Origin of the sequence: Amycolatopsis iheyensis, assembly GCF_024703995.1 — a bacterium.
Classification (GTDB): domain Bacteria; phylum Actinomycetota; class Actinomycetes; order Mycobacteriales; family Pseudonocardiaceae; genus Amycolatopsis; species Amycolatopsis iheyensis.
The window spans coordinates 1-21626 of record NZ_JAMXQV010000039.1 but is presented as its reverse complement, the minus strand read 5'-3'; the positions used below and the strand labels follow the sequence as shown (position 1 = coordinate 21626).

At 71.1% G+C, this 21626-nt stretch carries 22 protein-coding genes and 1 rRNA gene; 20 read left to right on the top strand and 3 right to left on the bottom strand.

From position 1 onward, the window contains the following. Positions 1-32: 32 nt before the first annotated feature. A complete protein-coding gene (locus M8542_RS45170) occupies positions 33-392 on the bottom strand; it encodes a DUF1844 domain-containing protein (protein WP_257926582.1) in 360 nt (119 codons plus the stop codon). A 199-nt stretch (positions 393-591) separates the two neighbouring features. On the opposite strand from M8542_RS45170, the gene infC reads away from it, so the two are divergent. The 7 genes from infC to pheT all read left to right on the top strand — a co-directional run bounded on the left by infC (position 592) and on the right by pheT (position 7360). Beyond that, positions 592-1209, top strand: a complete 618-nt coding sequence (gene infC / locus M8542_RS45165; protein ID WP_257926581.1) for a translation initiation factor IF-3 — start codon at positions 592-594, stop codon at positions 1207-1209. Positions 1210-1277: 68 nt separating this feature from the next. After that, on the top strand, positions 1278-1472 hold the full coding sequence (gene rpmI / locus M8542_RS45160; RefSeq protein ID WP_086672342.1) for a 50S ribosomal protein L35: 195 nt from the start codon (positions 1278-1280) through the stop codon (positions 1470-1472). 70 nt (positions 1473-1542) lie between these two features. Further along, positions 1543-1917, top strand: coding sequence for a 50S ribosomal protein L20 (gene rplT / locus M8542_RS45155; RefSeq protein WP_257926580.1), 375 nt, complete (start codon positions 1543-1545; stop codon positions 1915-1917). Continuing rightward, positions 1914-2729 (top strand): TrmH family RNA methyltransferase, encoded by an 816-nt coding sequence (locus tag M8542_RS45150; protein ID WP_257926630.1) that lies wholly within the window; start codon positions 1914-1916, stop codon positions 2727-2729. Before rplT ends, M8542_RS45150 begins: the two co-directional genes overlap by 4 nt. 50 nt (positions 2730-2779) lie before the next feature. Beyond that, positions 2780-3613 (top strand): DUF6159 family protein, encoded by an 834-nt coding sequence (locus M8542_RS45145; RefSeq protein ID WP_257926579.1) that lies wholly within the window; start codon positions 2780-2782, stop codon positions 3611-3613. A 124-nt stretch (positions 3614-3737) separates the two neighbouring features. After that, positions 3738-4799 (top strand): phenylalanine--tRNA ligase subunit alpha, encoded by a 1062-nt coding sequence (gene pheS, locus M8542_RS45140; protein WP_257926578.1) that lies wholly within the window; start codon positions 3738-3740, stop codon positions 4797-4799. Beyond that, a complete protein-coding gene (gene pheT, locus M8542_RS45135) occupies positions 4799-7360 on the top strand; it encodes a phenylalanine--tRNA ligase subunit beta (protein ID WP_257926577.1) in 2562 nt (853 codons plus the stop codon). Before pheS ends, pheT begins: the two co-directional genes overlap by 1 nt. A 68-nt stretch (positions 7361-7428) precedes the next feature. Here pheT and M8542_RS45130 read toward each other — a convergent pair whose 3' ends face one another. Next, a complete protein-coding gene (locus tag M8542_RS45130; protein ID WP_257926576.1) occupies positions 7429-8118 on the bottom strand; it encodes a DNA alkylation repair protein in 690 nt (229 codons plus the stop codon). A gap of 193 nt (positions 8119-8311) precedes the next feature. Between M8542_RS45130 and M8542_RS45125 the strand changes: the two genes are divergently transcribed. Then, the gene (locus M8542_RS45125; RefSeq protein WP_257926575.1) at positions 8312-9889 is read left to right on the top strand and encodes an alpha/beta hydrolase; all 1578 of its coding nucleotides are present in this window, start codon (positions 8312-8314) and stop codon (positions 9887-9889) included. A gap of 204 nt (positions 9890-10093) precedes the next feature. Next, on the top strand, positions 10094-10591 hold the full coding sequence (locus M8542_RS45120; RefSeq protein WP_257926574.1) for a helix-turn-helix domain containing protein: 498 nt from the start codon (positions 10094-10096) through the stop codon (positions 10589-10591). Between the two features lie 129 nt (positions 10592-10720). Here M8542_RS45120 and M8542_RS45115 read toward each other — a convergent pair whose 3' ends face one another. Beyond that, positions 10721-11686 carry a helix-turn-helix transcriptional regulator gene (locus M8542_RS45115; protein ID WP_257926573.1) on the bottom strand — a complete coding sequence of 322 codons (966 nt, stop codon included), beginning with the start codon at positions 11684-11686 and terminating at the stop codon, positions 10721-10723. 83 nt (positions 11687-11769) lie between these two features. On the opposite strand from M8542_RS45115, the gene argC reads away from it, so the two are divergent. The 11 genes from argC to M8542_RS45060 form a co-directional block, all read left to right on the top strand. Then, positions 11770-12798, top strand: a complete 1029-nt coding sequence (gene argC / locus M8542_RS45110; RefSeq protein ID WP_257926572.1) for an N-acetyl-gamma-glutamyl-phosphate reductase — start codon at positions 11770-11772, stop codon at positions 12796-12798. Continuing rightward, the gene (gene argJ, locus M8542_RS45105; protein ID WP_257926571.1) at positions 12795-13955 is read left to right on the top strand and encodes a bifunctional glutamate N-acetyltransferase/amino-acid acetyltransferase ArgJ; all 1161 of its coding nucleotides are present in this window, start codon (positions 12795-12797) and stop codon (positions 13953-13955) included. The genes argC and argJ overlap by 4 nt, the downstream gene beginning before the upstream one ends. Continuing rightward, positions 13952-14869: an acetylglutamate kinase gene (argB, locus tag M8542_RS45100; protein WP_257926570.1), complete on the top strand. Its 918-nt coding sequence runs from the start codon at positions 13952-13954 to the stop codon at positions 14867-14869. The genes argJ and argB overlap by 4 nt, the downstream gene beginning before the upstream one ends. Then, positions 14866-16068, top strand: a complete 1203-nt coding sequence (locus tag M8542_RS45095) for an acetylornithine transaminase (RefSeq protein WP_257926569.1) — start codon at positions 14866-14868, stop codon at positions 16066-16068. The genes argB and M8542_RS45095 overlap by 4 nt, the downstream gene beginning before the upstream one ends. Further along, positions 16068-16994: an ornithine carbamoyltransferase gene (gene argF, locus M8542_RS45090; RefSeq protein WP_257926568.1), complete on the top strand. Its 927-nt coding sequence runs from the start codon at positions 16068-16070 to the stop codon at positions 16992-16994. Before M8542_RS45095 ends, argF begins: the two co-directional genes overlap by 1 nt. Further along, the gene (locus M8542_RS45085; RefSeq protein WP_257926567.1) at positions 16991-17491 is read left to right on the top strand and encodes an arginine repressor; all 501 of its coding nucleotides are present in this window, start codon (positions 16991-16993) and stop codon (positions 17489-17491) included. Before argF ends, M8542_RS45085 begins: the two co-directional genes overlap by 4 nt. After that, the gene (locus M8542_RS45080) at positions 17488-17751 is read left to right on the top strand and encodes an argininosuccinate synthase (RefSeq protein WP_257926566.1); all 264 of its coding nucleotides are present in this window, start codon (positions 17488-17490) and stop codon (positions 17749-17751) included. Before M8542_RS45085 ends, M8542_RS45080 begins: the two co-directional genes overlap by 4 nt. Before the next feature lie 30 nt (positions 17752-17781). Then, complete coding sequence (gene argH / locus M8542_RS45075; RefSeq protein ID WP_257926565.1) at positions 17782-19197, top strand: argininosuccinate lyase; 1416 nt, start codon at positions 17782-17784, stop codon at positions 19195-19197. Between the two features lie 37 nt (positions 19198-19234). Continuing rightward, positions 19235-19864, top strand: coding sequence for a DNA-3-methyladenine glycosylase (locus M8542_RS45070; RefSeq protein WP_257926564.1), 630 nt, complete (start codon positions 19235-19237; stop codon positions 19862-19864). Positions 19865-19896: 32 nt separating this feature from the next. Next, the gene (tyrS, locus tag M8542_RS45065) at positions 19897-21171 is read left to right on the top strand and encodes a tyrosine--tRNA ligase (RefSeq protein WP_257926563.1); all 1275 of its coding nucleotides are present in this window, start codon (positions 19897-19899) and stop codon (positions 21169-21171) included. A 345-nt stretch (positions 21172-21516) separates the two neighbouring features. Further along, positions 21517-21626, top strand: a 16S ribosomal RNA gene (locus M8542_RS45060); the annotation flags it as partial.

Below are 21626 nucleotides of genomic sequence, written 5' to 3'. Positions count from 1 at the left end.
CTCGTCCGGCAAGGAACCGGGCGAGCGGGACGTCAGTAAACGGGACCGGTGTACTTTTCGCCGGGCCCCTTGCCGGGCTCGTCGGGCACGGCCGAAGCCTCCCGGAAGGCCTTCTGGAGCGTCTGCAGGCCGTCGCGCAACGGGCCGGCGTGCAGGCCGAGGTACTCCGCCGAGGAGGTGACGAGCCCGGCCAGCGCGGTGATCAGGCGGCGGGCTTCGTCGAGGTCGCGGTGCGGGGAGTTCTCGGGGTCGGCGTCGGCGAGACCGAGCCGCTCGGCGCCGGCCGACAGCAGCATGACCGCGGCGCGGCTGATCACCTCCACGCTGGGGATCTCGGCCAGCCGGCGGTCATCAGGGGAATAGGGGGGCTGTTCGGCGGGTTGATCTGACACGTCTGGTACCCTTCCACGAGCGACCAGCCCTCGAGCGATCGGGGGCGGCAAGTGGAGCCCCGCTCCCACCCGCGTCACCGTACAGGTGGCCGGGTCCGGTCTCGCCCGGACGCCAGTCCAGGGTGAAGAAGTGTCCTCCGGGACACGATCGGAAACAGAGTGGGCCCCGCGCACCGAACGGTGTCGGGGCCTTCGCTATGTGGGCACCAGGTCGAACGAGAACAGGAAACATTCCTCGGACCAAGGAGGCCCCATCAGCTCCGAGACACGCATCAACGACCGAATCCGGGTGCCGGAGGTCCGACTCGTCGGGCCGAACGGTGAACAGGTCGGCATCGTCCGGATCGAGGATGCGCTGCGCCTGGCGCAGGAGAACGATCTCGACCTCGTCGAGGTCGCGCCGCAGGCACGCCCGCCCGTGTGCAAGCTCATGGACTTCGGCAAGTTCAAGTACGAGAGCGCGCAGAAGGCCCGCGAGTCCCGGCGCAACCAGCAGCTGACCGTCATCAAGGAACAGAAGCTGCGCCCGAAGATCGACCAGCACGACTACGAGACCAAGAAGGGTCACGTGTCGCGGTTCCTGGCGGCGGGTAACAAGGTCAAGGTCACGATCATGTTCCGCGGTCGCGAGCAGTCCCGGCCGGAGCTCGGCTACCGGCTGCTGCAGAAGCTCGCCGAAGACGTCACCGAACTGGGTTTCGTCGAGTCGTCGGCGAAGCAGGACGGTCGCAACATGATCATGGTGCTGGCCCCGCACAAGAACGTGAAGCCGAAGGCGAAGGCCGAGGCGGCTCCCGAGCCGACCACCGACGCGTAGGCGCCGACCAGCACGAGTCAGCGGCTCACCGGAATCTCCGGTGAGCCGCCGCACGAAAGAGGACTGAAATGCCGAAGATGAAGACCCACAGCGGGACGTCCAAGCGGATCCGTGTCACGGGCACGGGCAAGCTGCGCCGCCAGAAGGCCGGCCGCCGCCACCTGATGGAGAAGAAGTCGAACCGCCTCACCCGCCGGCTCGAGGGCACCACCGAGCTCGCGAAGACCGAGGCCGGCCGCGTCAAGCGCCTGCTCGGCATCTGATCCCCCAGAACTTGCTGTAACCACCCCGGGGCGTTTCCTTTTCGCCCCCTGAGATCGACAGGATGGACCCGTGGCACGCGTCAAGCGGGCGGTCAACGCCCAGAAGAAGCGTCGCGCAACTCTCGAACTGGCCAGCGGCTACCGCGGCCAGCGTTCGCGGCTGTACCGCAAGGCCAAGGAGCAGACGCTTCACTCGCTCAACTACGCCTACCGGGACCGCCGTGCCCGCAAGGGTGACTTCCGCCAGCTGTGGATCACCCGCATCAACGCGGCCGCCCGCGCCAACGGCGTGACCTACAACCGGTTCATCCAGGGCATCAAGGCCGCGGGTGTCGAGGTCGACCGCAAGATCCTCGCGGACCTCGCCGTCAACGACGCCGCCGCCTTCACCGCGCTGGCCGAGCTCGCCAAGGCCAACGTGAACACCGAGAAGAAGTCGGCCTGACCGGCAGCTCCTCCCGACCCGGGGCGGATCCGTTCACCGAACGGACCCCCCGGGTCGTTGCTGCGCGCAAGCTGACGCGGCGCGCGGAACGCGACAAGACCGGCCGGTTCCTGGCCGAAGGCGCCAATGCCGTCGAAGCGGCGCTCGAGCACGGCACCGTGCACGAGCTGTTCGTCACCGAACGCGCGGCGGAGCAGCACGCGGACCTGGTCGACGCCGCCCGCGCGGCCGGCGTCGGGGTCTCGCCGATGACCGACCGCGCCGCCGACGGGCTGTCGGAAACCGTGACGCCCCAAGGCATCGTGGCCGTCTGCGCGCTGCTCGACCGGCCGCTCGAAGAAGCCGTGACGCCGGGCGCCCGGCTCGTCGTGGTGCTGGTCGACGTCGCCGACCCCGGCAACGCGGGCACGGTGATCCGCGTCGCCGACGCGGCGGGCGCCGAGGCCGTGGTGCTCGCCGGCGACACCGTCGACCCGCACAACGGCAAGTGCGTCCGCGCCGCCGCCGGCAGCCTCTTCCACCTGCCGATCACGCGCGTCCGCGACGTTTCGGCCGCCCTGTCCGCCTGTTCGACGGCGGGTTTGCGCACGTTCGCCGCGCACGGCTACGCCGACGCCGAACTCGATCGGGTGGACCTCACCGAGCCGACGGCGTGGGTCTTCGGCAACGAGGCCCACGGCCTGCCCGCCGACGTCCTCGAGCGCACCGACCTCGCGGTCCGGATCCCGCTGTACGGCAAGGCCGAAAGCCTCAACCTCGCCACCGCGGCGGCCGTCTGCGTGTACACGAGCGCGATGGCGGCCCGGCGCTGATCAGCCGCTAGGCTGCCACGGACATCCATTGTGGTCACCTGGGGGAAATCATGGGCCGGCTCGCCCTTTCGTTCAAGCTGTTCTCCGCGTCGTTGCGGGTGCTGCGCGCCCACAAAGGCCTGACGTGGTTCCCCGTGCTCGCCGGAATCGCCGGCTTGCTGGTCGCCGGGGCGTTCCTGACGCCGGCCTTCTTCACCGCGCACGTCCAGACCGGGAACGCCCAGCCGACCGTCGGCACCTGGGTGCTGCTCGCCGCGTTCTACGTCGTCTCGGCGTTCGTCACGATCTTCTTCAACGCCGCCCTGATCTCCCAGGCGGACATCGCGCTGCGCGGCGACGGCGGCATCCCGGGTGTCGGCGCGGGCCTGGCCGCGGCGAGCCGCCGGTGGCCGGTGCTGCTCGGCTGGGCCGGCGTCACCGCGACCGTCAGCCTGGTCCTGCGCACGCTCGAGGAGCGGCTCGGCTTCCTCGGCCAGATCGTCAGCAGCCTGGTCGGGCTGGCCTGGCGGCTCACGACGTTCCTCGTGCTGCCGATCGTCATGCTGGAGGGCGCCGGCGTCCGCGACGGCGTCAAGCGCTCGGTCGAGCTGTTCCGCCGCACGTGGGGTGAGAACGTCGCGGGCAACGCGGGCATCGGCGTGGTCGGGTTCCTGCTCAGCCTCGTCGGTTACGCCGTGTTCCTGGGCGCGGGCTTCCTGCTCGGTGGCACGGCCACCGTGTTCGTCTGCGTCGGGCTGGCGATCGTCTGGACGCTGCTGGTGGCCGTCTTCGTCACGACCCTGACCGGCATCTACCAGACCGCGCTCTACCGCTACGCCGCCGACGGCGTCGTCCCGGGCGAGTTCGCGTCGGTCGACTTCGCGGACGCGTTCCGCACCCGCTGACCGGGCGCGAGGCCGCGCGGGGCGGCGCGGACCCGATCCCATAGACTTTTCACGCCTTTGACCTCTCGTGCGCCGCGTGTCCGGCGGCGTGCGAACGACCAGTCCCAGCGGACGCCGAGGAGTTATGTCCGGAGCCAAGGAGAAGGAAGCCCAGGGCGCGGTATTGGCCCCCGAGACGCTGCAGGAGGCGGTCAAGGCCGCCGAAGCCGCGTTCGCCGCCGCGACCGGGCTCGAGGCGCTGGCCGAGGTCAAGCCGGCGCACCTCGGTGACCAGGCCCCGGTGGGGCTGGCCCGCCGCGAGATCGGCGCCCTGCCCAAGCAGGAGAAGGCCGAAGCCGGCAAGCGCGTCAACGAGGCCCGCCAGGCCGTCCAGGCGGCCTTCGACGCCCGCCGCGCCGAGCTCCAGGTGGAGCGCGACGAGCGCGTGCTGCGTGAAGAGGCCGTCGACGTCACGCTGCCGTGGAACCGCGTCCCGCGGGGTGCCCGTCACCCGATCAGCACCGTCTCCGAGCGCGTCGCGGACGCGTTCGTCGCGATGGGCTACGAGATCGCCGAGGGCCCGGAGCTCGAAGCCGAGTGGTTCAACTTCGACGCGCTGAACTTCGGCAAGGACCACCCGGCCCGCCAGCTGCAGGACACCTTCTACGTCGGCGAAGAGGACTCCGGCCTGGTGCTGCGCACGCACACCTCGCCGGTGCAGGCCCGCACGCTGCTGCACCGCGACCTGCCGGTGTACGTCGTCTGCCCGGGCCGCACGTACCGCACCGACGAGCTGGACTCGACGCACACCCCGGTGTTCACCCAGGTCGAAGGCCTCGCGGTGGACAAGGGCATCACCATGGCGCACCTCAAGGGCACCTTGGACGCCTTCGCCCGCGCGATGTTCGGCGAGAACTCGAAGACCCGCCTTCGTCCGCACTTCTTCCCGTTCACCGAGCCGTCCGCCGAAGTGGACGTCTGGTTCGAGGAGAAGAAGGGCGGCCCCGGCTGGGTCGAGTGGGGTGGCTGCGGCATGGTCAACCCGAACGTGCTGCGTGCCTGCGGCGTCGACCCGGACGTGTACTCGGGCTTCGCCTTCGGCATGGGCATCGAGCGCACCCTGCAGTTCCGCAACGGGATCCCGGACATGCGCGACATGGTGGAGGGCGACGTCCGCTTCACCCTTCCCTTCGGAACGGAGGCGTAGTGCGAGTCCCCGTCAGCTGGCTGACCGAACACCTCGACATCGGCGAGGAGGTCACGCCGCAGGACCTGGCCGACGCGTTCGTGCGGATCGGCATCGAGGTCGACGACCTCAAGGAGCTCGGGCCGGTCACCGGCCCGCTGGTCGTCGGCCGGGTGGCCGAGATCGAAGAGCTGACCGACTTCAAGAAGCCGATCCGGTTCTGCCGCGTCGACGTCGGCGAAGAGGCCGAGGAGCCCGTCGCCGCCGAGGACGACGAGGAAGAGGACGACGAAGACGGCGAGCTCGAGGACGAAGGCCCGCACGGCATCCGGACCCGCGGCATCGTCTGCGGCGCGCGCAACTTCGTCGAAGGTGACTTGGTCGTGATCGCGCTGCCCGGGGCGGTCCTGCCCGGCGACTTCGCCATCGCCTCTCGCAAGACTTACGGCCGGATCAGCGACGGCATGATCTGCTCGGCCCGCGAGCTCGGCCTCGGCGATGACCACACCGGCATCCTCGTGCTGCCGTCGGGCACCGCGAGCCCGGGTGACGACGCCCGCGAGCTGCTCGGTCTCGACGACACGGTGATCGAGCTGGCCCCGACGCCGGACCGCGGCTACGCGCTGTCCGTGCGCGGCCTCGCGCGCGAGCTGTCGAACGCGCTGGACGTGCCCTTCGGCGACCCGGCGCTGCTGGAGGTCCCGGCGGCCGAGGGTGACGCCTGGCCGGTGCACGTCGAGGACCCGGAAGGCTGCCCGCGGTTCGTGCTGCGGCGCGTCACCGGCCTGGACGCGACCGCGCCGACCCCGTGGTGGATGCGCCGCCGGCTGATGCTGGCCGGCATCCGGTCCATCTCCCTGGCCGTCGACGTCACCAACTACGTGATGCTGGAGCTCGGGCACCCGCTGCACGCGTTCGCCACCAAGGCCATCCAGGGCGACCTGGTGGTCCGCCGGGCGAAGCCGGGCGAGAAGCTGACCACGCTGGACGACGTCGAGCGCACGCTCGACCCGGACGACGTGGTCATCGCCGACGACAGCGGTGTCATCTCGCTCGCCGGCACGATGGGTGGCGCGAGCACCGAGATCACGCCGGAGAGCACCGACGTGCTGCTCGAGGCGGCGCACTGGAACCCGGCGGCCATCAGCCGCACGGCGCGGCGGCACAAGCTGTTCTCGGAGGCCGCCAAGCGGTTCGAGCGGTTCACCGACCCGCAGCTGTGCCCGGCGGCGGTCGAGCTGGCCGCCCGGCTGCTGCGCCAGTACGGCGACGCCGCGATCCAGCCCGGCCGCACGGACGAGGGCTCGGTCGAGCCGAACCCGGCGGTCGTGATGCCGATCAACCTGCCCGACAAGGTCGCGGGCGTGAACTACCAGCGCGGTGTCACCGTGCGCCGGCTTTCGCAGATCGGCTGCAAGGTCTCGGTCAGCACGGGCGACGACGGCACGGGCCTGGTCACGGCGATCCCGCCGAGCTGGCGCGGCGACCTGCGCCAGCCGGCCGACCTCGTCGAAGAGGTGCTGCGGCTGGAGGGCTACGACAGCATCCCGTCGATCCTGCCCGCGGCCCCGGCCGGCCGGGGCCTGACCGAGGCGCAGCGGCGGGTCCGGGGCGTTTCCCGGGCGCTGGCCGAGGCGGGCTACATCGAGGTGCGCCCGTTCCCGTTCGTCGGCGACTCGGTGTGGGACGCGTTCGGCCTGCCGGCCGACGACATCCGCCGCAACACGGTCGTGGTCCGCAACCCGCTGGAGGCCGACCGCAACCGGCTGGCGACGACGTTGCTGCCGGGGCTGCTGGACACGCTGCAGCGCAACGTGTCGCGCGGGATGAAGGACGTCTCGCTCTACCACATCGGCCAGGTCGTGCTCCCGGCGCCGAACCCGCTGAAGGTGCCGGACCTCGGCGTCGACCGGCGGCCGACGGACGAGGAGCTGGCGGTGCTGGAGGCCGCGGTGCCGCAGCAGCCGCTGCACGTGGCAGTGGTGCTGGCGGGCCAGCGTCGCCGCGCGGGCTGGTGGGGCCAGGGCGAGCCGGCGAACTGGGCGGACGCGGTGCAGGCCGCCCGCACGATCGCGGAAGCCGCCGGGGTCGAGCTGACGACGCAGGCGGCGGACCTGCCGCCGTGGCACCCGGGCCGTTGCGCCCAGCTGCGGGTCGGCGACTGGCCGGTCGGCCACGCGGGCGAGCTGCACCCGAAGGTGGTGGAGGCCCTCGGCCTGCCGCCGCGCACGGTGGCGATGGAGCTGGACCTCGACGCGATCCCGCTCCCGGACTCCCGCCCGGCGCCGAGCGTGTCGGGCTACCCCCCGGTGCTGCTCGACGTCGCCCTGGTGGCGGCGGCGGACGTGCCGTCGGCGGACTTGGCCGCGGTCCTGCGCGATGGCGCGGGCGAGCTGCTGGAGGACATCACGCTGTTCGACGTGTACGCGGGCGAGCAGGTGGGCGAGGGCAAGCGCTCGCTGGCGTACAAGCTCCGCTTCCGCGCGGCGGACCGAACCCTGACCGTCGATGAGGCCACGAAGGCGCGCGACGCCGCGGTGGCTGCGGCGGGCGAACGCTTCGAAGCAACCCTGCGCGCGTAGCCACAGCGTACGACGAACACGGGGAGGGGCCGGGGAACCGGCCCCTCTTCGCCGTTCCACCGGCCGATTCAGCCGATGTGCTTCAACGCTTCCCGCCGCGACAAGCCCGACAGCCCGGGGTGATCGTCCACGAACGACCGGACCCAGTCTGGCGCCGTCTTCGCGTACTCGCGCAGCGCCCAGCCGATTCCCTTGCGCAGGAAGAACTCCGGCTCGGCGATCGCGGGTTCGATCGTCCTGGTGAGCAAGTCCGTGTCGGTGTCCGCTTTGGCCCCGACCTGGCAGATGATCGCCGTGCGGCGGCGCCACAAGTCGGCGTCGGCTGCCCACGCCAGCATGATCGGCGTGACCCGCTCGCGGTCGGCTCGCAGGATCGGGCCGACGCGGCGGATGGCCAGCTCGTCGACGTAGTCCCACCACGCGCCGCTGACGATCATTTCCTCGTACATCGGGAGCAGGCCCGGATCCTGCCACTGCCGATACGCCCGGTGCCCGGAAAGATCGATCGCCGCGTAGCGCTCCTCGCGGAATTCGGCGGCCCGCCACAACTCCAGCACGGTCGTCGAATAGTTCACCCGATCCGGCAGTATGTGGTCGGCGAGCACCCGCTTCAGCAGCTGCGCCCGCTCGGGCTTCGCGACCCCGCGGAAGGGCATCGCGGACTTCATGTAGGCCCGCATCGCCGGTGCCTTCACCGGGTCCGCCAGCTCGGCCAGCCCGGCGCGGATCGCCTTGACCAGCTGATCGTCGGTGTTCATGGGGCCTCCCATCGCGTTCCGGCGACCCGGAGCGTACTGCCGGGCACCGACAGTTCCGGGACTCGACGACGGGCTCAGGTACCGACGAAAGACGGATGGCGGAAGTCGCGGCCGTCGACGAGATTGTCCAGAGTTGCCGGTAGTTTCGTCGAAATCTGGCGAACTCTGTCGAATGCGGACGAAAAGGACGACTGTGAAAAGAATCGTTGCCGCCGTCGCCGCCGCGGGCCTCGCGGCCGGGCTGATGGCCGCCGCGCCCGCCGCCTCGGCGGACCCCGGGGTGCAGTTCAGCCCCGCGCCGATCGCCTGGGGGCCCTGCGCGTCGGCGAGCCTGAAGGCCGCGGGCGCCGAATGCGGCTTCCTCGAGGTGCCGATGGACTACGCGAAGCCGGGTGGGACGAAGGTCTCCGTCGCGGTGTCGCGGATCAAGCACAAGACCCCGCAGTCGCAGGGGATCATGCTGGTGAACCCGGGTGGTCCCGGCGGCTCCGGCCTGGGCCTGTCGGTGCTCGGCAAGTACGTGCCGAACCACGCGGGTGACAACTACGACTGGATCGGCTTCGACCCGCGGGGCGTCGGGTCCAGCAAGCCGTCGATCAGCTGCGACGGGAACTACTTCAGCTACAACCGGCCGGCCTACGTGCCGACCACGCCGAAGCTGGAGAAGACCTGGCTCGCGCGTTCGAAGGGCTACGCCGACGCGTGCCGCAAGAACGGCGAGATCCTCGACCACCTGAAGACGACCGACGTCGCGCAGGACATGGACAGCCTGCGCAAGGCGCTGGGCGAGAAGCAGATCAACTACTACGGCTTCTCCTACGGCACCTACCTCGGCCAGGTGTACAGCACGATGTACCCGAAGAACGTCCGCCGGATGGTGCTCGACGGCAACGTCGACCCGCGGAAGGTCTGGTACCAGGCCAACCTCGACCAGGACGTGGCCTTCGACAAGAACATCAAGATCTACTTCGACTGGCTGGCGTCCTACGACAGCGTCTACCACCTGGGCAAGACCGGCTCCGCCGTCGAGAAGCTCTGGTACGACACGCAGCGCAAGCTCGCCAAGAACCCGGCGGGCGGCGTCATCGGCGGCGACGAGTGGACCGACGTCTTCCTGCAGGCCGGCTACTACGTCTTCGGCTGGGTCGACATGGCCAAGGCCTTCGACGGCTACGTGCACAAGGGTGACTGGCAGACGCTCAAGGCGCTCTACGACGACTCGAACCCGCCGGGCAACGACAACGGGTTCGCCGTCTACCTCGGCGTGCAGTGCACCGACGTGCAGTGGCCCGCCAACTGGAACAAGTGGCGCGCCGACAACTGGCTGACCTACTTCAAGGCCCCGTTCGAGACCTGGGGCAACGCCTGGTTCAACGCGCCCTGCGTGTACTGGCCGGCGAAGGCGGGCAAGCCGGTGGACATCGACGGCCGCAAGGTCGCCGGGGCGCTCCTGATCAGCGAGGAGCTCGACGCCGCCACGCCGTACGCGGGCAGCCTCGAGGTCCGGAAGCGGTTCCCGAACTCGAGCCTGATCAGCGCGCCGGGTGGCACGACGCACGCCGGGTCGCTGTCCGGGGTGTCCTGTGTGGACGACAAGATCGCCGACTACCTGGCGAACGGCACGCTGCCGAAGCGTCAGCCCGGCAACCACTCGGACGCGCAGTGCAGCCCGGTGCCGCCGCCGGTGCCCGACGGCGCCGCGGCGCAGAAGTCGGACAACTCCGCGAAGGCCGCTCAGGACAAGCAACTGGCTCAGCTGCTGCATTTCTGAGCTGACGAAGCTCCCCACGGTGCCCCGGTCCGGTTCGCCCGGACCGGGGCACCGTCTTGTCCGCCGGTGTCTCATCGTCGCCTCCCGATCACGTGGTGTGGTCGGGGAGGGACGTTAGGCGAGGGGTCCGACAATTTCCGAGCGAAGTCGGCCGTGAGCAGCGCGTAGCCGAAAATTGTCGGGGGTGCGCGCTAGCTTCGTGGCATGTCGATCATCGAAGAGCGCCGGACCGAGGTCCGGGCCCAGGAGAACACCTACCAGATCGTGGTCTCGACCAGGACGGACGAGGACCGCGTCGTGCCGACCCCCAGGGTGATGATCACCCTGGAAGCGGGTGGTCCCGGCGGCGAACCGGTCGCCGAGGGCAGCCTCGACCTGGACGTCGCGGTGGCGGCCACGGTCGCCGACCTGGTCGCGGACGAGTTGCTGTCCGCGACCGGCGGTGGCCGGGTGCCGCGGCGAAGATCCGCGGGCCGTCCTGCGCAGCAGGGCCGCCCGTGGAACGAGGAGATGGACGCGGAGCTGGAGAACCGGTGGATCGCGGGGGAGGGCGTCGCGGAGATCGCGGCGTACTTCGAACGCACCCCCGGCGGCATCCGCGCCCGGCTGCCCCGCGTGGGCTGCGACCCGGAGCACCCGGGCTGCTACCTGCCGGTGCCGCCGAGCAGGCGCACGGACCTCGACGCGGCCGAGCCGAGCTGAGCTGCGGCGGCCGGCCGGTCCACAGTGGACCGGTCGGCCGTCGTCGTCGGGTCAGCGCCGTGAACTGATCCGGCACTCCTGATCGGCAGTCCCGCAGCAGAGGAGGAGCGTGCAGTGCCGTACGACCGATCAACCCCGCGTGCCGGAAGCGGCCGCGGCGGCGCGGTCCGCGAGCGCCTTCAGGTGCGCCACCAGCTCCGGAGGCTCCTCGACGGTGAACGCGCAACCGAGCCCCAGCAACCGGAACGCGAGCCAGTCCAGCGTGTCCCCGGAGCTGCGCCACCGGCAGCGACCACCGTCCACATCGGTCAGCTCGCCGGCCGCCGCGCCGAGGCGTGGGCCGATTTCGGCGGCCGATCCGGCCACCAGCGCCACCGCCCGGTAGGTCGGCGCGAGGTCGTAGAGGCGTTCGACGACGTAGGCCGCCAGGTCGGTCGCGGGCGGCCGGCGAGGGGTTGCGCGGCCGCCGGTCGCCTGGGCGTCCTCGACCCGGTCCACGCGGAAGATGCGCCAGTCGTCGCGGTCGAGGTCGTAGGCGATCAGGTACCAGCGGCGGCCGGTGGCGACCAGCCGGAGCGGCTCGGCCCGGCGCCGGGTTTCGGTCCCGTCGTTGGCGCGGTAGCGGAACCGGACGGTCTCGTGGTTGGTGATCGCGCCGGCAAACACCGTCAGCTGCGCCGGGTCGACGGCGGGCCCGCCGGCCGGCACGGCCACGGTCGCCGTGCCGATCGTGCCCACCCGGCGGCGCAGGCGGGCCGGCAGCACCTGCTCCAGCTTCGCCAGCGCCCGCACCGACGCCTCCTCGATCCCGGCGACGGTCTGCCCCGCGGCGGTCCGCAGGCCCACCGCGATCGCGACGGCTTCGTCGTCGTCGAGCACCAGGGGCGGCATCGCGGCGCCGGCCACCAGCCGGTACCCGCCCGCGACGCCGCGGCTGGCCTCGACCGGATAACCGAGGTCCCGCAGCCGGTCAATGTCGCGGCGGATCGTGCGCGGGCTGACGCCGAGCCGGCCGGCCAGCTCGCTGCCCGGCCACTCCCGTGGCGTCTGGAGCAGCGAGAGCAGGCCGAGCAGGCGCGCCGGGGTGTCCGTCATCCGCCCAGCATCCCAAGGTGGCGGGTACCACTTCCCGGGAATCCTGTTTGTTTAGCCTTGCAAGGGCGTGCATAATCATGCGTATGACGGTGAACATCGCGGTGGCCGGAGCCAGCGGGTACGCGGGCGGCGAACTCCTGCGCCTGCTCCTGACCCATCCCGAGGTCGAGATCGGCGCGCTCACGGCGGCGAGCAGCGCGGGCACGAGACTCGGCGGCCACCAGCCCCACCTCGTCCCGCTCGCCGACCGGGTCCTCGCCGAGACGACGCCGGAGACCCTGGCCGGGCACGACGTCGTGTTCCTCGCGCTGCCCCACGGGCACTCGGCCGGGATCGCGGCGCAGCTCGGCCCGGACGTCCTGGTCGTCGACCTGGGCGCCGACCACCGCCTCGCCGACCCGGCCGACTGGCAGCGCTGGTACGGCGGCGACCACGCCGGCCAGTGGCCCTACGGCCTGCCCGAACTGCCCGGCGCCCGCGAGAAGCTCGTGGGCGCCAAGCGCGTCGCCGTCCCCGGCTGCTTCCCGACCGGCGGTTCGCTGGCCCTCGCGCCGGCGTTCGCCGCCGGGCTCGTCGAGCCGGACGTCACGGTCGTGGCGGTCACCGGCACCTCCGGCGCCGGCAAGAGCCTCAAGCCGAACCTGCTCGGCTCCGAGGTGATGGGTTCGGCGAGCGCGTACGGCGTCGGCGGAGCCCACCGCCACACCCCCGAGTTCGCCCAGAACCTTTCGGCGGTCGCGGGGGAGAAGGTCACCGTGTCCTTCACCCCGGTGCTCGCGCCGATGCCCCGCGGCATCCTCACCACCGCGAGCGCCCCGCTGAAGGAAGGCGTCGACGAAGCCGCGGCCCGCGCGGCGTACGAGAAGGCCTACGACGCCGAACCGTTCGTCCAGCTGCTGCCCGCCAGCGCCTGGCCCACGACGTCGGCGACGCTCGGCTCGAACAACGTCCAGCTGCAGGTCACGGTCGACGCCGACGCCAGGCGCCTGGTCGTCGTCGCCGCGATCGACAACCTCACCAAGGGCACCGCCGGCGGTGCCGTCCAGTCGATGAACCTGGCCCTCGGCCTCCCCGAGATCACCGGCCTTTCCACCGTAGGAGTCGCACCGTGACCGTCACCGGCCCCCAGGGCTTCCGCGCCGCCGGCATCGCCGCCGGGATCAAGGCCTCCGGCGCGCTCGACTTCACCCTGGTCGTCAACGACGGCCCGCTCGACGTCGCGGCCGGCGTGTTCACCCGCAACGTCATCAAGGCCGCGCCGGTGCTGTGGTCGCAGGAGGTGCTCAAGCAGCAGCGGTTGAAGGCCGTCGTCCTCAATTCGGGCGGCGCCAACGCGGCCACCGGTCCCGGCGGCTTCCAGGACACCCACGCCACGGCCGAGAAGGTCGCCGAGGTCCTGCACACGGGGGCGATCGAGGTCGCCGTCTGCTCCACCGGCCTGATCGGCGAGCGGCTCCCGATGGACGCGGTCCTGTCCGGGGTGGACACCGCGGTCAAGGCCCTCGACGCGAGCGACGAGGCGAGCCTGAACGCCGCCCGGGGCGTCATGACCACCGACACCAAGCCGAAGCAGGCCTTCGCGAAGGCCGAAAGCGGCTGGAGCGTCGGCGGTTTCGCCAAGGGCGCCGGCATGCTCGCCCCGAACCTCGCCACCATGCTTTCGGTCCTGACCACCGACGCCGTGGTGAGCAAGGAGGCCCTCGACCGGGCGCTGCGCTCGGCCACCCACGTCACCTTCGACCGCCTCGACGTCGACGGCGGCACGTCCACCAACGACACCGTCCTGGTCCTCGCCTCCGGCGCGAGCGGCGTCGAACCCACCGACGCCGAGCTCACCGAGCTGCTCACCAGGGTCAGCCTCGACCTGGTCCTCCAGCTGCGCGCGGACTCCGAAGGCGCGACGAAGGACGTCAACGTCACCGTCCAGGGCGCGGAGTCCGAGACCGACGCGATCGCGGTCGCCCGCACCATCGCCGAGGACAACCTGGTGAAGACGGCGCTGTTCGGCTCCGACCCGAACTGGGGCCGGATCGCCATGGCGCTCGGCCGGGTCCCGGCTCGCATCGACCCGGAGCAGGTGTCGATCACGATCAACGGCGTCACCCTGTTCGCCCAGGGCATGCCCGCGGCGGACCGCACGGAGGCCGACCTCACCGGCCGGGCCATCGAGATCGTCGTCGACCTCAACGTCGGCGGCGAGGCCGCCACGATCTACACCACGGACCTTTCGCACGGCTACGTCGAAGAGAACAGCGCGTACTCCTCATGAACCAGGAGGCTCTGATTTCCGCGGACGAGAGACTGGCGACGGCGGCCGAGAAGGCCGGAGTCCTCATCGAAGCGCTGCCGTGGCTGCAGCGCTTCCACGGCGCCACCGTGGTGGTGAAGTACGGCGGCAACGCGATGATCGACGACACCCTGAAGGCGGCCTTCGCCGAGGACATGGTGTTCCTCCGGCTGGCCGGCCTGCGCCCGGTGGTCGTGCACGGCGGCGGCCCGCAGATCACCGCGATGCTCAAGCGCCTCGGCGTCGCGGGCGAGTTCAAGGGCGGCCTGCGCGTCACCACGCCGGAGACGATGGACATCGTCCGGATGGTGCTCACCGGGCAGGTCAGCCGCGAGCTCGTCGGGCTGATCAACGCCCACGGCCCGTACGCGGTCGGCATTTCGGGCGAGGACGCCCGGCTGTTCACCGCCGAGCGCAAGCAGGCCACTGTGGACGGTGAGCAGGTCGACATCGGCCTGGTCGGCGAGGTCGCCGAGGTCAACCCGGACGCGGTGCTCGACATCGTCAACGCCGGGCGCATCCCGGTGGTCTCCACCGTCGCGCCGGACATCGACGGCGTCGTGCACAACGTCAACGCCGACACCGCCGCGGGGGCGCTCGCCGCCGCGCTGGGCGCGGAAAAGCTCGTCGTGCTCACCGACGTCGAAGGCCTCTACGCGAACTGGCCGGACCGCTCGTCGCTGATCGATCGCATCCGCGTCGACCACCTCGAGCCGATGCTGCCCACCCTGGCCAGCGGCATGATCCCGAAGATGGAGGCGTGCGTGCGCGCCATCCGCGGCGGCGTGCGCCGGGCGCACGTGATCGACGGCCGCCTCGCCCACTCGGTGCTGCTGGAGGTCTTCACCTCCCGCGGCATCGGCACCATGGTCTTCCCCGAAACGGAGCTCCCGTGACCGACCTCAAGTCCAATGTGGACGGCCAGCAGCACTGGCAGTCCGCCCTGATGGACAACTACGGCACCCCGGCGCTGACCCTCGTGCGCGGCGAAGGCGCCAAGGTGTGGGACGCCGACGGCACGGAGTACGTCGACCTGGTCGGCGGCATCGCCGTCAACGCGCTCGGCCACGCGCATCCGGCCGTCGTCGAGGCCGTCACCGCGCAGATCAAGCAGCTCGGCCACACCTCGAACCTCTACGTGAACCCGGTGACCGTCGAACTCGCCGAGGCGCTGCTCGACGTCGCGGGCCTGACCGGCAACGGCAAGGTGCTCTTCGTCAACTCCGGCGCCGAGGCCAACGAAGCCGCGCTGAAGATCAGCCGGCTGACCGGGCGCACCAAGGTCGTCGCCTGCGAGGGCGCGTTCCACGGCCGCACCATGGGCTCCCTGACGCTCACCGGCCAGCCCGGCAAGCGGGACCCGTTCAAACCACTGGTGCCCGGCGTCGAGCACGTCCCGTACGGCGACGTCGCGGCGCTGAAGGCCGCCGTCGACACCGAAACCGCGGCCGTCTTCCTGGAGCCGGTGCTCGGCGAAGCCGGCGTGATCCCGGCGCCGGACGGCTACCTGCAGGCCGCCCGCGAGATCACCAAGGCCACCGGCACGCTGCTGGTGCTCGACGAGGTGCAGACCGGCCTCGGCCGCCTCGGCACCTGGTTCGGCTACCAGCAGGCCGGCGTCGTGCCGGACGTGATCACCCTGGCCAAGGGCCTCGGCGGCGGGCTGCCGCTGGGTGCGGTGATCGGTGTCGGCGCGGCGGGCGACCTGCTCAAGCCGGGCCAGCACGGCACCACCTTCGGCGGCAACCCGGTGTGCTGCGCCGCCGGCCTGGCGGTCATCAGGACGATCGCCGCGGACGGCCTGCTCGACCACGTCTCCGCGCTGGGCAAGGACATCGCGGCGGGCGTCGAGGCGCTGGACCACCCGCTGGTCGCCGGGGTGCGTGGCGCGGGCCTGCTGCTCGGCCTCGCGCTGCGCAAGCCCGTCTCGGCGGCGGTGGCGAAGGCCGCCCAGGACGCCGGCTACCTCGTCAACCCGGTCGCGGCCGACACGATCCGGCTCGCCCCGCCGCTCGTGCTCGACGCCGGCCAGGCCGAAGGCTTCCTCGCCGCCCTCCCGAACGCGCTCGACTCCACCACGAAGGACTCCGACTGATGCCCCGCCACTTCCTCCGCGACGACGACGTCAGTCCCGCCGAGCAGAAAGCCATCCTCGACCGGGCCGACCGGCTCAAGGCCGATCCGCTCGGCACCAAGGCGCTGGCCGGCAAGTCCATCACGGCGATCTTCGAGAAGAACTCGACCCGCACCCGGTTCTCCTTCGAGGTCGGCATCAGCCAGCTCGGCGGGCACCCGGTGATCGTCGACGGCCGCTCGATGCAGCTCGGCCGCGAAGAGACCATCGAAGACACCTCGCGCGTGCTGTCGCGGTACGTCGACGGAATCGTGTGGCGCACCTTCGCCCAGAAGCGCATCGAGGCGATGGCGTCGGCCGCGTCGATCCCGGTGGTCAACGCGCTGACCGACGAGTTCCACCCGTGCCAGGCCCTCACCGACCTGATGACCATCCGCGAGCGCAAGGGGAAGCTCGAGGGCCTCACCCTCGTCTACCTCGGCGACGGCGCCAACAACATGGCGCACTCGCTGCTGCTCGCCGGGGTCACCGCCGGGATGCACGTCCGCGTGGTCTCGCCGCTCGGGTTCCAGCCCGACCAGCAGGTCATGCTCGACGCGAAGAAGCGCGGCGAGGAGACCGGCGGCACGGCCACCGTCTTCACCGACCCGTACGAGGCGGTCGCGGGCGCCGACGTGCTGGTCACCGACACGTGGACGTCGATGGGGCAGGAGAACGACGGCCTCGACCGGGTCGGCCCGTTCCGCGCCCTGCAGGTCAACACCGAGCTGCTGAAGAAGGCCGCGGACGACGCGATCGTCCTGCACTGCCTGCCGGCGCACCGCGGCTGGGAGATCACCGACGAGGTGATCGACGGCCCGGCCAGCGCGGTGTGGGACGAAGCCGAGAACCGGCTGCACGCCCAGAAGGCCCTGCTCGTCTGGCTGTTCGAAGAGAGCCGACGATGACCAGCAGCCGGGTGGGGCGGCAGGCGCGGATCACCGAGCTGGTCGCGACGATGACCATCCGCAGCCAGACCGAGCTGGCCAAGCTGCTGGCCGCCGAAGGCATCGAGGTCACGCAGGCAACGCTGTCGCGTGACCTCGACGAGCTGGGCGCGGTCAAGCTGCGCGGGCCGGACTCGGGCGCGCCCGTCTACGTGATCCCCGAGGACGGCAGTCCCGTCCGCGGGGTGCAGGGCGGCACCTCCCGGCTCTCCCGGCTGCTGGCCGAACTGATGGTGTCGGCCGACTCGTCGGGCAACCTGACGGTCCTGCGGACACCACCGGGCGCCGCGCAGTTCCTGGCCAGCGCCATCGACCGGGCGGCGCTCGAAGAGGTCGTCGGCTCGATCGCGGGCGACGACACCGTCGCCGTGATCGCCCGGGAACCCTTGACGGGCAAGGGACTGGCGGAGCGCTTCGCCGCACTCGCGCAGCGATCGGCGGACGAAGGATCGCCATGACCGCGATCGCCGACATCTTCCCGGCCGAGGGCGAGTTCCTCGCGCCGGACGAGGTCGTGATCACCTTCGACCACGGGATCCCGGTGGCGATCGACGGAGAGACCGTCTCCGTCGCCGAAGCCCGCCGGATGCTGAGCGCACGTGGCGAAGCGCAGAGAATCGGACGCGGCGAAGCCTGCGCCGCACTCGAACGGCGGACGGGCGGCGGGTGTGCCAGTGTCCGCCTGGTCCTGTACGACGGCCGGATCACGGTCGCCTGAACACACGAACTCAGAGGAGAAGCGAGAACAGTGAGCGGGAACGAGCAGCCGGTGCAGCTCTGGGGCGGCCGGTTCGCCAGCGGTCCGGCGGAGGCCATGGCCGCGCTGAGCGCGTCGACGCACTTCGACTGGCGGCTGGCGCCCTACGACATCGCCGGGTCCCGCGCGCACGCCCGGGTGCTGCGCAAGGCGGGCCTGCTCACCGAAGACGAGCTCGCCGGCATGCTGACCGCCTTGGACGCGCTCGCCCAGGACGTCGCGTCGGGGGAGTTCACCCCGACGATCGCCGACGAGGACGTCCACACGGCCCTCGAGCGCGGCCTGCTCGAGCGCGCGGGCACCGACCTCGGCGGCAAGCTGCGCGCCGGCCGGTCGCGCAACGACCAGGTCGCCACGCTGTTCCGCATGTGGCTGCGCGACGCCGCCCGCCGTATCGTCGCCGGCACGCTGGAGGTCGTCGACGCGCTGGTGTCGCAGGCCAAGCGGCACCCGGACGCGATCCTGCCCGGCCGCACGCACCTGCAGCACGCCCAGCCCGTGCTGCTCGCGCACCACCTGATGGCCCACGGCCAGGCGCTGCTGCGCGACGTCTCGCGGCTGCAGGACTGGGACGCCCGCACGGCCGAGTCGCCGTACGGCTCGGGTGCGCTCGCCGGCTCGTCGCTGGGGCTCGACCCCGAGGCCGTCGCCGAGGAACTGGGCTTCGCGACCAGCGTCGAGAACTCCATCGACGGCACCGCTTCGCGTGACTTCGTCGCCGAGTTCGCCTTCGCCGTCGCGATGCTCTCGGTGAACCTGTCCCGGATCGCCGAAGAGGTGATCATCTGGAACACCGCCGAGTTCGGCTACGTGACGCTCGACGACGCCTGGGCCACTGGCAGCTCGATCATGCCGCAGAAGAAGAACCCGGACGTCGCGGAGCTGACCCGCGGCAAGGCGGGCCGGCTGATCGGCAACCTCACCGGCCTGCTGGCCACGCTGAAGGCGCAGCCGCTGGCCTACAACCGCGACCTGCAGGAGGACAAGGAGCCGGTGTTCGACTCGGTCGAGCAGCTCGAGCTCCTGTTCCCGGCCATCGCCGGCATGCTCGCGACGCTGACCTTCCACACCGACCGGCTCGCCGAGCTGGCCCCGGCCGGGTTCACGCTGGCCACCGACATCGCGGAGTGGCTGGTCCGCCAGGGCGTCCCGTTCCGCGTCGCGCACGAGGCCGCGGGCGAGAGCGTCCGCGTCGCCGAGGCCCGCGGCGTCGGCCTGGACGAGCTGACCGACGAGGAGTTCGAGAAGATCAACCCGGCGCTCACCCCCGACGTGCGCGCGGTCCTGACCGTCGAAGGCTCGGTCAAGTCCCGCAACGCCCGCGGCGGCACCGCGCCGGAGCGCGTGGCCGAACAGCGCGCGCGGCTCGAGGAGCGGGTCACCGCGTCCCGGACGTGGCTGAACTGAGCCGGTGGCTAGGCTCGGCGGGGTGAGGGGAGATGGTGTGCGCGACCGGCTGTTCACCCGTGACGAGCTGGCGCTCGACCCCGTCGACCTGGCCCACCTGCTGCTCGGCTCGGTCCTGGAGGCCGACGGGCCCGACGGCACCGTCGGCGTCCGGCTCGTGGAGGTCGAGGCCTACCGCGGCGAGGACGATCCGGCGTCGCACTGCTACCGGGGCAAGACCCCGCGCAACGCCGTCATGTGGGGGCCGGCCGGGCACCTTTACGTGTACTTCGTCTACGGGATGCACTTCTGCGCGAACATCGTCGGCACCCACGAGGGCATGCCCGGCGCGGTGCTGCTGCGGGCGGGGGAGGTCGTCACGGGCCTCGACCTCGTCCGCAAGCGGCGCCCGAACGCACGCGGCACCGGCGAGCTGGCCAAGGGCCCGGCCATCCTCACGTCGGTGCTGCGCGTCGACCGCGCGCAGAACGGCGTCGACCTGACCGATCCGGCGTCGCCGGTGCGGCTGTACGTCGGCGAGCGCGTGCCGGCCGAGCTGGTCCGCACCGGCCCACGCGTCGGCGTCGCGATGGCGATGGACACGCCGTGGCGGTTCTGGGTCGACGGCTCGCCTGCCGTGTCCACCTACCGCCGCGGCGGGAAGCGCCGGGTCCGACCCGCCAGTTAGTCGGTTGACCAGGTGCGGGAGGATCTACAGGCGTGAGCGAACACATCCTCGACGAGCTGTCCTGGCGCGGCCTCATCGCGCAGTCCACCGACATCGACGCCCTCCGGCGCGAGCTCGACCAGGGTCCCGTGACGCTCTATTGCGGTTTCGACCCGACCGCGCCCAGCCTGCACGCCGGCAACCTGGTCCCGCTGCTCATGCTCAAGCGGTTCCAGCGCGCCGGGCACCGGCCGATCGTGCTGGCCGGCGGGGCGACCGGGATGATCGGCGACCCGCGTGACACCGGTGAGCGCACCCTGAACACCCTCGACGTCGTCGCCGAGTGGGCCGGGCGCATCCGCGGCCAGCTCGAGCGGTTCGTGGACTTCGACGACTCCACGACCGGCGCGATCGTCGAGAACAACCTGAACTGGACCGGGCAGCAGACCGCCCTGGAGTTCCTGCGCGACGTCGGGAAGCACTTCTCGATCAACGTCATGCTGAACCGGGAGACGGTCAAGCGCCGCCTCGAAGGCGACGGGATGTCCTACACCGAGTTCAGCTACCTGCTGCTGCAGTCGCAGGACTACCTGCAGCTGCACCGCAAGTACGACTGCAAGCTGCAGGTCGGCGGGTCCGACCAGTGGGGCAACCTCGTCGGCGGGGTCGACCTGATCCGCCGGACCGACGGCGCGGGCGTGCACGCGCTGACCGCGCCGCTGGTCACCGACGCCGAGGGGCGCAAGTTCGGCAAGTCCACCGGCGGCGGCAACCTCTGGCTCGACCCGGACATGACCTCGCCGTACGCCTGGTACCAGTACTTCGTGAACGTGGGCGACGCCGATGTCATCCGGTACCTGCGGATGTTCACGTTCCTGAGCCAGGAGGAGATCGCGGCGCTGGCCGAGGACACCTCGGAGCGTCCGCACCTGCGGGCCGCGCAGAAGCGGCTGGCGGAGGAGTTCACGATCCTGGTGCACGGCGAGGAGCAGACCCGGCAGGTGATCAACGCCAGCCAGGCGCTGTTCGGCCGCGGCGAGCTCGGCGAGCTGGACGAACGCACCCTCGACGCGGCGATGGCCGAGGTGCCGAACGGCAAGGTCGACTCCGCCGGCGACGCGACGATCGTCGACCTGCTGCTCGCCGGCGGACTGGTGGACAGCAAGGGGGCGGCCCGCCGCACGCTCAAGGAGGGCGGCGCGTACGTCAACAACGTGAAGATCGCGGACGAGGAGTGGAAGCCGGCGCCGGGCGACGCCCTGCACGGCAAGTGGCTCGTCGTCCGCAAGGGCAAGCGGAACGTCGCCGGCGTCGCACTCGGCGGCTGACCGGCCTCCCGTGGCCCGAAACAGGGGCCTGACCTGCGGGAACGCGGTTAAGGTACCCCCCTGTTTCGGGCCCTCTGGCGGGGTGTAAAGTTCTCCAAGTCGCCAGGGAAACCGGGTGGCCGACCGGGACACGAACCAAGCTCTCGCAGAAGCGATTGAGTGGGTGTCCCACCAAAAACTGCTAGGAATGACTCGCTTCGAGCGAGCCGCTTGATCGCGGCGAACTCGGGGTGTGTTGCTTGAGAACTCAACAGTGTGCTAGTGAACTAAGCCAGTAGAGCTTATGTATTGAACCTCGTATGAGGTTCCTTTGAGAGCATTAAATTGTCTCGATTAAACTGTTCATTGTTGGAGAGTTTGATCCTGGCTCAGGACGAACGCTGGCGGCGTGCTTAACACATGCAAGTCGAACGCTGAACCGGTTTCGGCCGGGGATGAGTGGCGAACGGGTGAGT

Excerpts from the sequence above, each read along its gene's own strand:
- rpmI (WP_086672342.1), top strand. The coding sequence starts at position 1,278 with ATGCCGAAGATGAAGACCCACAGCGGGACGTCCAAGCGGATCCGTGTC.
- M8542_RS45145 (WP_257926579.1), top strand. The coding sequence starts at position 2,780 with ATGGGCCGGCTCGCCCTTTCGTTCAAGCTGTTCTCCGCGTCGTTGCGG.
- pheS (WP_257926578.1), top strand. The coding sequence starts at position 3,738 with ATGTCCGGAGCCAAGGAGAAGGAAGCCCAGGGCGCGGTATTGGCCCCC.
- M8542_RS45130 (WP_257926576.1), bottom strand. The coding sequence starts at position 8,118 with ATGAACACCGACGATCAGCTGGTCAAGGCGATCCGCGCCGGGCTGGCC.
- M8542_RS45120 (WP_257926574.1), top strand. The coding sequence starts at position 10,094 with ATGTCGATCATCGAAGAGCGCCGGACCGAGGTCCGGGCCCAGGAGAAC.
- M8542_RS45115 (WP_257926573.1), bottom strand. The coding sequence starts at position 11,686 with ATGACGGACACCCCGGCGCGCCTGCTCGGCCTGCTCTCGCTGCTCCAG.
- argC (WP_257926572.1), top strand. The coding sequence starts at position 11,770 with ATGACGGTGAACATCGCGGTGGCCGGAGCCAGCGGGTACGCGGGCGGC.
- argB (WP_257926570.1), top strand. The coding sequence starts at position 13,952 with ATGAACCAGGAGGCTCTGATTTCCGCGGACGAGAGACTGGCGACGGCG.
- argF (WP_257926568.1), top strand. The coding sequence starts at position 16,068 with ATGCCCCGCCACTTCCTCCGCGACGACGACGTCAGTCCCGCCGAGCAG.
- M8542_RS45085 (WP_257926567.1), top strand. The coding sequence starts at position 16,991 with ATGACCAGCAGCCGGGTGGGGCGGCAGGCGCGGATCACCGAGCTGGTC.
- M8542_RS45080 (WP_257926566.1), top strand. The coding sequence starts at position 17,488 with ATGACCGCGATCGCCGACATCTTCCCGGCCGAGGGCGAGTTCCTCGCG.